General features: G+C 48.1%; 12 protein-coding genes. 1 reads left to right on the top strand and 11 read right to left on the bottom strand.

Going from position 1 to position 13,155, the window contains the following annotated elements; all coding sequences use genetic code 11:
- Positions 1-106: 106 nt before the first annotated feature.
- The 4 genes from B0F88_RS16580 to B0F88_RS16565 all read right to left on the bottom strand — a co-directional run bounded on the left by B0F88_RS16580 (position 107) and on the right by B0F88_RS16565 (position 5,198).
- The gene (locus tag B0F88_RS16580; RefSeq protein WP_104425056.1) at positions 107-595 is read right to left on the bottom strand and encodes a hypothetical protein; all 489 of its coding nucleotides are present in this window, start codon (positions 593-595) and stop codon (positions 107-109) included.
- 29 nt (positions 596-624) lie between these two features.
- Positions 625-1,917: an Hsp70 family protein gene (locus B0F88_RS16575; RefSeq protein WP_219820899.1), complete on the bottom strand. Its 1,293-nt coding sequence runs from the start codon at positions 1,915-1,917 to the stop codon at positions 625-627.
- Between the two features lie 163 nt (positions 1,918-2,080).
- Entirely contained in the window at positions 2,081-4,426 is a 2,346-nt protein-coding gene (locus tag B0F88_RS16570) for a dynamin family protein (RefSeq protein WP_104425054.1), read from the bottom strand.
- A gap of 265 nt (positions 4,427-4,691) precedes the next feature.
- A complete protein-coding gene (locus B0F88_RS16565; RefSeq protein WP_104425053.1) occupies positions 4,692-5,198 on the bottom strand; it encodes a DUF1993 domain-containing protein in 507 nt (168 codons plus the stop codon).
- Between the two features lie 261 nt (positions 5,199-5,459).
- Here B0F88_RS16565 and B0F88_RS16555 point away from each other — a divergent pair, with 261 nt between their 5' ends.
- Positions 5,460-6,455 (top strand): SEL1-like repeat protein, encoded by a 996-nt coding sequence (locus B0F88_RS16555; protein ID WP_104425051.1) that lies wholly within the window; start codon positions 5,460-5,462, stop codon positions 6,453-6,455.
- A gap of 63 nt (positions 6,456-6,518) precedes the next feature.
- On the opposite strand, the gene B0F88_RS16550 is transcribed toward B0F88_RS16555, so the two are convergent.
- The 7 genes from B0F88_RS16550 to B0F88_RS16520 all read right to left on the bottom strand — a co-directional run bounded on the left by B0F88_RS16550 (position 6,519) and on the right by B0F88_RS16520 (position 12,887).
- Positions 6,519-7,193, bottom strand: coding sequence for an amino acid ABC transporter permease (locus tag B0F88_RS16550; protein ID WP_104425050.1), 675 nt, complete (start codon positions 7,191-7,193; stop codon positions 6,519-6,521).
- On the bottom strand, positions 7,193-7,927 hold the full coding sequence (locus B0F88_RS16545) for an amino acid ABC transporter ATP-binding protein (protein ID WP_104425049.1): 735 nt from the start codon (positions 7,925-7,927) through the stop codon (positions 7,193-7,195). The genes B0F88_RS16550 and B0F88_RS16545 overlap by 1 nt, the downstream gene beginning before the upstream one ends.
- Positions 7,928-7,940: 13 nt before the next feature.
- Positions 7,941-8,609, bottom strand: coding sequence for an amino acid ABC transporter permease (locus tag B0F88_RS16540; protein WP_104425048.1), 669 nt, complete (start codon positions 8,607-8,609; stop codon positions 7,941-7,943).
- Positions 8,610-8,627: 18 nt separating this feature from the next.
- Positions 8,628-9,386, bottom strand: coding sequence for a transporter substrate-binding domain-containing protein (locus tag B0F88_RS16535; protein ID WP_219820897.1), 759 nt, complete (start codon positions 9,384-9,386; stop codon positions 8,628-8,630).
- Between the two features lie 121 nt (positions 9,387-9,507).
- The gene (locus B0F88_RS16530) at positions 9,508-9,840 is read right to left on the bottom strand and encodes a HipA family kinase (protein WP_104425046.1); all 333 of its coding nucleotides are present in this window, start codon (positions 9,838-9,840) and stop codon (positions 9,508-9,510) included.
- Positions 9,841-9,843: 3 nt separating this feature from the next.
- Complete coding sequence (locus tag B0F88_RS16525; RefSeq protein ID WP_104425045.1) at positions 9,844-12,501, bottom strand: DEAD/DEAH box helicase; 2,658 nt, start codon at positions 12,499-12,501, stop codon at positions 9,844-9,846.
- Positions 12,502-12,506: 5 nt separating this feature from the next.
- Positions 12,507-12,887, bottom strand: a complete 381-nt coding sequence (locus B0F88_RS16520; RefSeq protein ID WP_104425044.1) for an endonuclease domain-containing protein — start codon at positions 12,885-12,887, stop codon at positions 12,507-12,509.
- Positions 12,888-13,155 lie beyond the last annotated feature (268 nt).

Genomic DNA, 13,155 nt, shown 5'->3' with positions numbered 1-13,155 from the left:
CGATACTGAATTTGACCCGACAGATGCTTCTGTTAACACGGTATCTGCCGGGTTAAGTCTAAACTGCAATCTCGTTTTTCAGCTCTGGAAAACAATACATTATCCGTCAATTAAGCCAATGGTATCCATGCGCCCCTGCCACGGCGCCGAAAACCGTCAGCAAGCTAAGCGCCAGTAAAACCTTGTGTATTTGATGAACCAGGGCAAAAGCTTTGATGCTGTTTTTTTCCGCCTGTTGATGAAACCAGCGATGCAAAAACAATGGCTCCAGCACAAATAAAACAAGCGTGAATAAAAACCAGATTAACGTCATCAGGTGCACCCACCAATATTCCAGCTGCTGATAACGCTCCCAAGCGTTCATAACGTCCAGCATGTAGAAGCCGGAAATTCCGGTAATCACTGTTGCCAGCTTTGCCTGAGCCGCAAATTCCCCTTCAATTTGTTCGAACAGCTCCAGCTTGTTAGTTGAATCCGTTCTTTTTTTCAGTGCGGGAATCAGCACGGTCGTGACAAACGCCATACCGCCGATCCATAACACCACTCCAATGACGTGAAAAGAACGGGCAAAGATAAAATAATTGAAATTTTCCATCGTCGTTTCCCGATAGCCCCTTAATGAAGTCAATTAAGCCCTAAATAATACCGTCTGGCGTCGCACGCCAAACCGAAGCCAACGCTGGACAAGCGATTGCCGTCAGAAATTCCGGCCTGTGGAAATATCCGTCGAGTGATTTTTTGGATCAGCGGAATAGCGGTGCCGCCGCCGGTCAGGATGACCAGGGCAACGTCGTCCGCTTTCACCCCCGCCATCATAATGCAATCGTTGATAGTTGTTTGAATGCTTTCAAGACTCCCATGCAGACTATCCTCAAATTGCGCCCTATCGGCATACGATTGCAACCCGGCTTCAATGAAGGAAAGGTCGGCCGTTGTCCGCTCGCATGAACTCAGGTTAATTTTGTTTTCCTCAACGGCTGCCATCAAGGCATGCCCCTGCTCTTCCTCTACGATGGACAGCAATCTATGGGTAAGGATCTTGTCATTCGATTGAGCGATTAACGCTCTTAAATCCCGCTTATATTTTTGCGTATACATGTACTGAATTTTGCTCAATTCCGACAGGTCAAAGAAAGGCGTTACCGGAAAACCCAGCCCTTTGGAACCCCAAAGCGAACCCAGCCCCAATAACGGCATAAAGCATTTCAAACTCAATGCCCGGTCAAAATCGTTACCGCCGATTCGAATCCCGGCATTAGACAGAATGTCCTCATGGCGGTCGGGCTTGTTGATATAGCGCTCCGATAACCGCATGATCGTAAAGTCGGATGTGCCGCCGCCAATGTCCATAACGACCGCTAAACGCTCTGTATAGCCCATATTTAATTCATGGGCAAACGCGGCGGCAATCGGTTCATATTGGAAGCGTATGTTTTTAAACCCGGCGGCTGAGAATATGGCTTCGAGCTGGCTTTGCGCCTCTTTATCCGCTTTGTCATTGCCGTCGACAAAATGTACCGGCCTGCCCGCAACGACATTGTGAATGTCCCGGTCTGCCGATAACTCCGCTTTATTTTTTATATCCTCAATAAAATGCCCAATGATATTCTCGAATTTTGTTTTTCTTCCGCCGATATGGGTTCCTTCTTTCATCAGCGAAGTGCCAAGCACCCGCTTAAAACTCCTCATAAACCGGCCATCTTCTTGGGCGATATGGGCGTTAATCGCTTTACGGCCAAACACAACAGCCGGGCTTTCTGCCGGAAAGAAAATGGTCGAAGGGATGGTTAAATGCTCGTCTTCGACCGGAACCAAGGTTATTTGATCGTCATTCTGCCGGGCAATCGCCACCGTTGTGTTCGAGGTGCCAAAATCGATGCCACACGCAATCGATCCATCCATTGTAGGTGCTTTCATACTAAGTTTTCTCGTGAACGAGCGGCTGCTGATGGACAACGGCCTGGAATAGAACGGGGAAGTTTGATCGTGGGGAGAACTAAATGACTGGAGCAACAGCTCTCGGCTTTGCCCCAGTCTATTCGTTTAAAGATGCAGGCCTAGGGTTTAGCCTTATCGGAATTTAGAACACATTGGTACAGGTATCCCGCACTTCTTTCAGCTCCAGGGCGATTTCCCTGCGCATACGAAAATCCCGGCGCGTGTGCGCAATACTGTAAGGAATATTAGGATTTCTTTCATATTTAACAGCGGTGCGAATAATGCCGATCCATTGCCGGTCATTGTCTTCCATTTCTTTAAACCGGTTGCGGATGCGCTCCAGCTCTTGATTACAGTAGGTGATGAACCCTGCGGCATAAAATACGCTGTTTTTCAGATAGTCTTGCAACGCGTCTATATCGCCGGTGATCTCCTCTACTACTGATTCAAAATTAGCCGGCTCCAACATTTTTTCCGATCCTTCCAGCACTTTTTTAATCGGCGCCGCTTCTTGAGCCGGAGTTTTAGCGCCGGGTTTTTCCTGTGCTCTAGTGCGGCTAATGTCGGCATCGGTATTCGCGGGTTCCGTCCAGACGCCATGACGCAAGTAACAGGTCAGGCCGCCCTCGCGTTTGACTTTATCGCTGCCTTGATAAAACGCTTCCAACGTCTTGATTTCCGCCGACCGTTCGTTCAGCAAGCGTTCTCTCGCCTGCAAAGGCTTAGCGATAAACGCTTCCACGGCCCCGCGGCTAAAGCGCAAAAAAAGCACTTGGAAGCCGTTGCGTATCCGCGCCTGTTCCAAGGCTTCGTCCGCGTCCGAGTGCAGCAGGGTTTTGCGCACTTCTTCGGTCTCCCAAAGCAGAGTTTGAGTTTTACGGGCGATTTGATCAATCAAGGTTTGCAGCGCCAAGGCCAGTTGGTCGGTCAATTCAGTTTCAAATTTTTTCTGGATTTCCCGAAACAGCTCTTCCCGGATTTTATAATTGCCTTCCCGAGGATCGGGCATGGAAATGGTGCCTCCGGCCGTATAGATGCGCTTCAGCTCATCGGGTTTGGCTGTCTGGAGGTTTGACAGTATCGCTTCGATCTTTTCGTCATAAGCCGCGCGCAACGCAATCAGCTCTTCATGCTCGGAGCCCGCGGCATCGGCTTCTTTCCGCCCCTGAATGACTTCGGCATACCAGGTATCGAAATCCTTTTTAATGCGTTGCCACTCCCGCCCCCACCATTGATTAAACTCTTTGCCGAGCAGATCGTCTTCATGCAGTTCGGTTTCATCGAATACGCCGTAGATCGGTTCCAGCTTGAATAAAACTTCATTGGCAATCTGGCGTATGGCGCCGACCAGCGCGTCGCAACGGCGTTCCAGCACGCCTGCACGCTCATTGTCGATGTAATAGTTGATCGAATCTTTAAGAATCGCCATGCCGTCGGTAATGCCCAGTTTTTTCATCTTGGCTTTATCGTCAGCGCTTTTGGTGCGTCTGAGCGTGTCTTCGGACGGTATGCCAAACTCGACCAAATGAGCGCGGGCACAGACCGGAATCATGCGGCGTTCAGGAACGGAAGGCCAGTAACTGCGATGCTTGTCATAGGTGTCTTTGAAGTCGATTTGATCATCCATCGCATCGGCTTGTGTCAGCACCACAAACACTTTATCGGAGACTTTAACACTGGGGTCTTCGGAATCGGCAATGGCCAGCATTTCTTTTTCCGGGCCGGTCACCGAGGGTTGTTTCATTTCTTTGGCGTAAATAATCGCATCGCAGTTTTTCAGCCGCTCGATGGCCTGTTCCGCATGCATCAATATCCCGGAGTTAAAACCGGGAACATCGTGAAAAATAATGTCGCGGTCGCTACGCAAGCGTACTGTTTTTAACTGGATGCGTTTAATCGCTAACGATTGGGCGCGGTTTTTAAATACCGCCGATTGCAATTGTTCGCTGATTTCGCCTATATCGATAAACTTCTGAGTAAAACCGGCCTTTTGTTTGCCGAACTCTAAGATTTTGCTTAGGTGTTTTTCGGTGTCGTCAAAATCTTCCTGAATTTCCTTGCGCTCGCGCTCGCTCAAAGTGCCCAGCAACGCATCGCGGCGTTGTAATTGCAGCTTGCTGATTTCTTCTTTGCTGTAATACTGGATAAAAAGTGCTTGGTCCTGCTCGGTTTGCGCCGACCAAATTTCGGTGCTGGTAAATGTGCAACGCTCTCTTGCCGAGGGCAAAATCTCTTGTTCCAGCCACGCATTGAGTAACGCACTTTTGCCTGCTTTTTCCAGTCCGATGACCGCCACCTCGAAACGATTGGCATGCAGCCTGTCTAATTGCCGATTCAGGCGGGGCCTTTCAATATTGAGCCGATTTAATAAATCAGAAGGAATATCAACTCCGGTTTTATTAGCCAAAGTAATCAGCTTATCGGCCAGCACCGAGGTTTTCTCCAGCCTGAGCAATTGTTGTTGACAGGTTTCTAACCAAGTAGTCATAAGTATTCCGACGTTATAAACAAAAATAGGTAATTTTACTGCATTGTTATACTTAGCGCCTAAACAAAAAACGATTCGTCATAACCGTCCAACAGCGTTAAGCCATTTTAAATCAATATGTTGAAATATCACCAATTTGCAGGCAAGCCCATGCGGTTTGTAAGCAAATGATTTTTAAGATTTACTTAACACTCATGATTATTAAATCATTCCTTTGACAATCAATATTCGTTGGCTGCATTCATAGCAGCTGCTTGAAAAATAATCAGTAATCGCCGGTATAATCCTTTTTCCCTATTTCCACGCCATTATGCCGAAGTATCGCGTAAGCGGTGGTCAGGTGGAAATGGAAATTGGGCAGTACAAAATCAAGCAGGTAAGCTTGGCCTAGGAGGTTGAGTTCCCGGCTGCCGAATTTGAGGGTGATTTTGCGATCTTCAGAACCGTCTATTTGCTCAGCGCTCACACTTTGTAAAAATGCTTTAGTCTTCGCGATACGCGCTTGCAACTCGGCAAAGGTGGTTTCGTTATCTTCATACCGAGGTACTTCGATGCCTGCCAGCCGGGCTGCGCAACCTTTAACCATATCGGTCGCAATTTGTACTTGGCGGCTAAGCGGATACATGTCCGGCGCCAGACGCGCATTGACGAAGATGGCCGGATCGATTTTCTTCGCTTCGGCGTGAGCGGCCGCTTTATCGAGTATCGCGGATAAATTTCCCAGCATACGCACAAAAACAGGGATAGATGCGTGGTACATAGTCAGTGACATAATGATTGCTCCAGTGAATGATGAAATATTGCGGCAAATATTGGCAAGCGATAGCAGAAAAATGTCAGGCGGTTACACGTTAACCGGGTTCAGTCATCAGAGCAATGTTGAAAAAGAAATCAAGCCAATCCTGATAACGCCATTTGGACGGGATCATTATAAAACCAACTTCAAAACGCCAACCAACTACTGACAAGCTATTTTTACAATATGTTATTATTTATCCCATATTTTTAAGCAAATGACTTTTTCGTGGTGAGTATGCGCAGTTCATTACCGGTTGTGGTTCTCTCAGCCTTCTTATTCATATTGTTCGCCGGTCACGCCGGCGCTGAGCCAAACGCCGTTGAAAATATAGAGCGGCAAATACGCATCAAGGCGGAACAGGGCGATGCATCGGCTCAAACCGATCTTGGTGTGATGTATGCCAGCGGCAACGGCGTGATCCAAGACGATAAACAGGCCGCGTTTTGGTTCCGCAAGGCGGCTGAACAAGGTTATGCGAAGTCGCAACTGATCCTCGGCTTGATGTATAACGAAGGCCAAGGCGGCGTAGCCCAAGACTACAGTCAGGCCGTCTCATTGTTCCGTAAGGCGGCGGAGCAAGGTTTGGCTACGGCGCAATATAATCTCGGCGTGATGTATGCCAGAGGCGAAGGCGTAACGCAAGATAACGAACAAGCCGTTGCTTGGTATCGCAAGGCCGCCGAACAGGGCGAAGCTATCGCTCAAAATAACCTCGGTGCAATGTACGCCAATGGCGAAGGCGTGGCTCAAGATGAGAAACAAGCCGCAATTTGGTATCGCAAAGCCGCAGAACAAGGCTTGCCAACGGCTCAAAACAACCTCGGCGCGATGTATGTCAAGGGCGAAGGCGTGGTACAAAATGATAAACAGGCGGCCGAGTGGTATTGCAAAGCTGCGGAACAGGGCGATGCAGAGGCGCAAAACAATCTCGGTGTGATGTATGCCAATGGCAAGGGCGTCGCGCAAGACGAAAAACAAGCCGTGTTTTGGTTTCGCAAGGCCGCCGATCAAAACGAAGCCATGGCGCAACTCAACCTCGGCCAGATGTATTTCAACGGCACAGGCGTGCCGCAGGACTATGCTCAAGCTTATATATGGACCGACCTCGCCGCGGCGCAAGGTTTAGAAAAAGCGGTTAAGGCTAGGGACAGCTTGGCCAACGTGTTGACACCGGCGCAAATCGAAGAAGGGCAAAAGCTCGTCCGTGAGTGGGTAGCCACACACCCATAAGCAGGGCAATAATTCCAGATATTACAAAGTCCTTAAATTTTCACCCCCTGGACCTGTAGCCGATTATGAAGTAAACCCCGGAATGACAAGGCGTTTCTCTATCAGACGGGCTGCAATCACAATCACCGAAACCAAGGCGAGATAGACAATGGCTGCCAATAAATACGCCTTAAAGAACTGAAAGTTAGTGGCAGCCAGCTCTTGTATCCGGGCAAAAAATTCAGTGTACTGAATCAGGAATGCCACCGAACTGTCTTTCAAATTACCAATCACCTGATTTGTCAGCGCCGGTACTGACAAGCGCATGACTTGCGGCAAGGTGATCAATTTAAAAATTTGCCGGGGACTGAATCCCTGGGCTCTGGCGGCCTCCATTTGTGCGTGATCCAGGCCGTTATAAGCGCTGGTCAGGTAGGCCGCGTTATAGGCTGCGACATTCAAGCTGAAGCCAAACACGGCGACCTGAAAAGGAGACAGCTTAATTCCCCACTGAGGCAAGCCAAAATAGATTAGAAACAGCAATACAATCAGCGGCATGCCGATAAAAAACGAAATATAGGCATTGATAAAACAACGTAGCGTATTGTTCCGGCTTAAGGAAGCATAAAAAATCACAATGCCCAAAAGCAGACCGCTCAAACTAATGATTGCCGTCAGCTGTAAGGTTTTAGTCAGCCCCATCAGAATTAGCGGACTCTGCTCAAGCAAATCGCTGTGGAATGTCGCCCATCCGTTCATTAATAATCCGCCTCACGACCAAAGAAAGCGCGAATACGCTCATCGGCATGATCCTGGGAAAGCGTTTCTATCGAAGCTTCGGCCCGCACAACGCCTTTATCCAAAAACACCACTTTATCCGATATTTGTCCGGCCAGTTTCAGGTCGTGTGTCACGCAAAGCATGGTAACCCCCTCATCGTGAAGACGATTCATCATGTCCGCCACTTCACGCGTCATCAAAGGATCGAGCGCCGAGGTAGGCTCATCAAAAAAAACCACCGCCGGGTCCATGGCCAAGGCACGCGCAATAGCAACCCGCTGTTTTTGTCCCCCCGACAACTGACTGGGATATTTACCGGCATGGGAAGCCATATTAAGACGCTCTAATTCGGCCAGCGCTTTATCTTTCGCTTCCGCAGCCGGCAATTTCTTAAGCTTACGCAAGGCCAAAGTGACATTTTCTAAAACAGAAAGATGGCGATAAAGCGCAAACTGCTGAAACACAAAGCCTATGCTTTGTCTCAGCGCCCTTACGTCGACATCCGCAGCCATAATATTTTCACCGCGAAAAACAATCTTGCCGCCGGTAGGTTCTTCAAGGCGGTTCAGGCAACGCAGTAAAGTTGACTTTCCGGAGCCTGATGATCCCATCACGACTTTCAAATCGCCTTCGTAAATATCGAGATTCACGCCGTTAAGGATAACCTGGTCGCCGAATTTCTTGACTAAGTCGCGCACCTCGATTAATGCCATGACAAATTCTCCATTAGATACTGCTGCGCTGCTTCAATACCAGCCCAGGGATGCGATACCGCTTCTCAATAAATTGCACGGCAAACAATAAGATACGGAAGGTCAAAAAATATAAAACCCCCACCGCAAAATAGATTTCAACGCCGTGCAGCGTCACCGCTGAAAGCGTCATCGCTTGTTTGGTAATTTCAGGAATACCAACCGTGTACGCGAACGGAGAATATTTCAAAACCGTCGTAAATTCATTGATCATTCCCGGCAGGGAAAAGCGCAACATCTGCGGCAGCTCGATACAATTAAAAACCTGGAGTCGGCTCAGTCCTATCGCCTCGGCGGCCAGAATTTCATCAGCATCGACAGAATTTAAGGCGCCACGAAATACTTCCGAGAGGTAAGCGGCGGAAATCAACCCCAAACTAAGCACCATGGCTAATAAGGGGGTGACTTTCAGCCCGATGCTGGGAAAGCCGAAATAAACGATGAACAGCAACACCAGAACCGGAATGCCGCGAAAAATATAGGCATAGGCGTCCAATAATGGCCTGAGCCAGTAAAAACCTATCCTGCGAATACAGGCAATGACCAGCCCCGCCAATACCCCTGTCACGCTACAACATAAGGTAACAAGGAGTGTATAGCCGAGGCCGCGCCCAAGCTGAATGACTATATCGAGAAAACTCAAAGGTAATTAACCGATCCTTTATTTCATCCATTTATCCATGATGGCTTTGATTTTTTCCGGGCCAAGTTGGTTAAGATAAAGATCAAAATCCTCCCGCATCTTTGAACCTTTAGCAAAAGCAAAACCGTATTTGTCGAAACCGGTAAAAACATAGCTGCTTTCAAAGGGCAAATTCAGCTTGGATTTATAGTTGGCTAGAACCGGTTCTTCAATAAAGGCAAGATCAAGATTGCCGTTTTGAAGATCGGCCGCCACTTCGGTGTAAGTAGGATAGAGCTTGACTTGGCTGAGGCTATAATAGCCTTTAGGCTCCAGCTCATTTTTAATCAAGTCGTTATAAGCCATTCCCCTGGGATAACCGATTGAATATTTCTTAAGCTCTGCAAGATCGTTAATTTTAATATTGCGGCTTTTAAGGCTAACCAGATGCCAGGCATTGTCGTAATAGGGTTGTGAAAAATCCATCGCCTCTTTGCGTTTATCGGTAATAGAGATGCCGGAAAATGCAACATCGGCCTGTCCGCTGGAAACCGCACCCAGCATGCCCTGCCAATCATAAGCGGTCACCTGCATGGCAAGTCCCTTGGACTGACAATAACCATCAAAAATTTCCAGATCGGAACCTTTGATGACACCATTTTCCTCATAGAGCATAGGGGGTGACGTCGATGAAACCGCCACCTTAACTATATTCGTTTGTTCCTGCGGCTGTTCACAACCGATTAATGCCAAAACGCAAAGACTCAGCAAACCCATCAGCCAATATTTCTTATTCAACCCAAACACTCCAATCCAAAAATGATTTATCCCGCTCAAATTCTAAAATTCGCACCAGATTTATACCAAAATAGCACCGCATAGCCCATATAGCAAACGCTACTGCTCATGAATCTCACGATCAGTGATTTAAAAATCGGCTTTTCACACCGAACACAGCGGCTGAGTAAGTATTTCCAAAGAGGACTTTCAGAAAATCAGGATTTATGACGCATTCACGCATAGTTCGCCAAAATGATTCCTTATCTAATTTTTCTACAGCATCGTATTGTTTATTGATGAGCACGGATTTAAAGGCCTGCGCTAAATAGGCGCCCAACCACTCCTTCATCAATCCGGCAACTGAAGCCGCATAGCCTTTGACATAGTAAGCATTACCATCGGATGCATTGCATAGAAAAGGAGTGGTTCTGCCTTGGTCGGCTGGCCTGATAATTTCTTCGATTTCCAGCACGTACTAGCCGACCTGTTCATATATCTGTTGAAAAACGCCCTTCCCTTGAGCATTCTTCTTTTCCGCCATTAAAAACAGACATTGACCACCGCTTTTCTTGGCCCACAATTCGCCAACGGCGCGTTTTTCTCTGGAATCGTCATTCGTTGCATACACCTTGCCTTTGTACTCAACGACCAATAACCTGCCATCAACCAACTCCACGACAAAATCAGGATAAAACCAGTTTTTTGCTAAGGGCAAACGAAACGCCGCACCATCCCGATTCACTAAATTTCTAATCCAGTATTGAACTTTAGGATGACTGTCGATTAGCTTGGCACACTCAAATTCTTCTCCGTCTTCCTTTAAATCCTCAATTTCCGGGTAGAAATGCTTGGAAAATTGATAACGTCCCTGATAGAAAGGCGGCCTAGCCGGATAATAACCGGGGGAAAACTCAAACACATGATCGAACCGTGTTTCCAAATCATCGGTTTCCTCGAACAAGGCATATTGAAACCCCTTGTCCGCCGCTTGTTGCCGATAGATTTCAATTTGTTCGCGAACCGCTCGCGCCAACACATATTTACTGCGGACTAACCCTGTCAACGGTAATCCGCGCGATTTAGTCAGATTGGGAATCAGCTTAGCTAAGAATCCGCGTAACTGTGATGGAATCAGCCCAATTTGTCGAACTTGAGGCTCCAACCAAAACAGTAAATCGTTTTCGGTATAACCGCTTTCCACCCAATCCAGGTTATAGGCTTGATTTTGGTCGGCCAGCCGATAACTCAATTTTTTGCCGTCCATATCAACTTCAAAGGTATGCGCGGTTTGAACCAAGTTAAAATTCGGCAACTCAGCCGGAAAATCCAGTAACGACCATTCCCCGCGCCAATGCAAGAAAGCATCGGTATCCAGCAACTCCCACAATTCACCTTGTTTGCAACAAAGTTGCGGCAATGACGCAAAGGATTTACCCGATTGAGACGGCGCGCGAGCCACCGCTACCCGTAAATTATGATGCTCAATTTGCGCGCTCAACTGTTGCTTTTGTGTGCCGGTGACGGTTTTCAGTAATTGCGTCTTGGTTTCGGGCGACACTTCGCCTTTAATCTCGATACTAAAGGTGTTTTGCGCTGTCGGTGTGACGGTCACGTTGGTTGAGGTTTCTAACGTTAAATCCGGCTTTGCTTCCACTTCAAAACGAATGGTCGGCTCTGTCCGTGCAACAACGTCGTCTTGGCCGTCGAACGCATCGCTTTGGTTCGGATTGCCTTGGGTAATGTTTGCAGCGGCTTCCAATGTCTCAAAGCCCATTTCAATCAATTTATCGGTAAGCTGTTTGGCGACCACGGCAAAATCCGGCGAAGCCAAATGCGCATAAGCGCGATTCAACGCATCACTGGTGCGCCGCTTGGCATGTGGCATCCGCAACACCCGCCCTAATAATTGCTCGGCATCCTTGCTGGATCGAACGTCTTTTACCGAACAAAACACATAGGCAAACGAACAATCCCAGCCTTCTTTTAACGCTTCGATGGTAATGATGTATTTGATTGGGCAGGTTGGAGAAAACAGATTCAACCCGTCCAATTCGCGTTGCTTGCCGGTGGCTATGGCTATTTCCCGTTCATCGACATGCAGTTGCCCGATTAAATGCGTTTTTAACACCTCAACCGGCACTTCGCCGTTTTTGGCGTCGGCCTGAAACAACACAATAGGCCGCACAAAGTCGCTTTCTTTTTGTGCTTCCAAGGCCAGTTTTTTACCGGTTAACACTGCGTCGCGCACGGCGGCTTGCCAATCCTTGTGCTCGGTCAACACAATCGGCAGTTTAATCATATTTTCGGCTTTTAATTCCGAAGCCGAACAGCGGTAAAGGATATTTGAGGCTGACGTAACACTGCTGTCCGGCGTTGCGGTGAACTCCACGATACAAGCCGGATGCAGTCGCTTCAACGTATCAAAGGTCAGCTTCGTCCGGGCGTTATGCGCCTCGTCCATAATCACCAACGGTTGATGCAAGGCCAGCAAATTAGCGAACGAGGCTTTGATTTTGCCTATATCCTCGCGCCGCAAACCGTTTTCCTGTAAATCCTTTTCGCCGATTCGTTCCAGCCGACAGTCCGGGTCGGTAATACCGACAAAATGCGGTTCAAAGTCTTCATGATGCACATACACTTTGCGCCCGCTGGTATCTTCCACCCGTAACGCGGCCAAGGTGCCGACGATAACCAAGGTCTTGCGGCCTATATCTTGGCGGCGAATCTGGGTAACCTCGCCAACATCAAACACCCGTAGACGATCCAAGCCAAATTCATTTTCCAGCGCCTGCCGATACGGATGCCCCACGGTTTTCAACGCCTCCAAAGTTTGCTCACGGATAGTATTGGTTGGCACCAGCCATAGCACCACCGGATAATCCTGTTCCAGATAAGCTTTTTGCACCACACTGACAGAATAAGAAGCCAGCACGGTTTTGCCGCCGCCTGTCGGCAAACGCATACAAACATAAGGCATTTCACCAAAATCATAATGACGGTAAGGAATCGGCGGCAATTGCTGTTCGAGATAGCTTTGCTTAAACGCCTCGTCAACCGTGCCACTGCGGGCTTCGGTTAAGAAATGCGACAAGGCGGCCAAGGCGCGGGTTTGATAGTCTTTTAATGTGAACATAATTCTCAAAATGTAGGCCCAACTCCCTCTCCCTCCGGGAGAGGACTGGGGTGAGGGGATAAATCAATAACAGCCAACCGAATGGCTTCCAAAACAGCTTCCGTTTCTTGCAACACTTCGTTATTCCAAAAGCGCAATACCCGATAGCCGACAGACTGCAAATACCGACTGCGTTGCTCGTCATATTCCTGTTGCTCCCAATGCTGGCTTCCATCAAGCTCGATAATTATCTTCGGCTCCATGCACAGAAAATCGGCAATATAAGATCCAATCACCTGCTGCCTACGGAATTTGCAACCCAGCATCTGCCGGTTTCTGAGTCGGCCCCACATTACCTGTTCGGCATCGGTTTGGTTTCTGCGTAATGATCTGGCTAATTCTTTCATTGGATGGACTCCTGTTTGCAGTCCCCTCACCCCAACCCTCTCCCGAAGGGAGAGGGAGTTTTATTCGTGCCATAGTTTTTCTCTCCACAAGATGAATCTAGCGGCACTAAATTTCTTCTCCCTCAGAGAAACGGAGTTTCATTCGCAGCACCGTTTTTCTCTCCACAAAATGATGAAATGGTCTAATTAAACAGGACACTTCTAAAGACAGATTTATAATGTCATCAGAGGTGAATATGAGTAATCAAAATAAACACAAACGTCCGAA

The sequence above is a fragment of the Methylobacter tundripaludum genome (genome assembly GCF_002934365.1).
GTDB classification, from domain to species: Bacteria; Pseudomonadota; Gammaproteobacteria; order Methylococcales; family Methylomonadaceae; genus Methylobacter_A; species Methylobacter_A tundripaludum_A.
The sequence above is the reverse complement of the archived record's forward strand: the minus strand, read 5'-3'. Positions and strand labels throughout refer to the sequence as shown.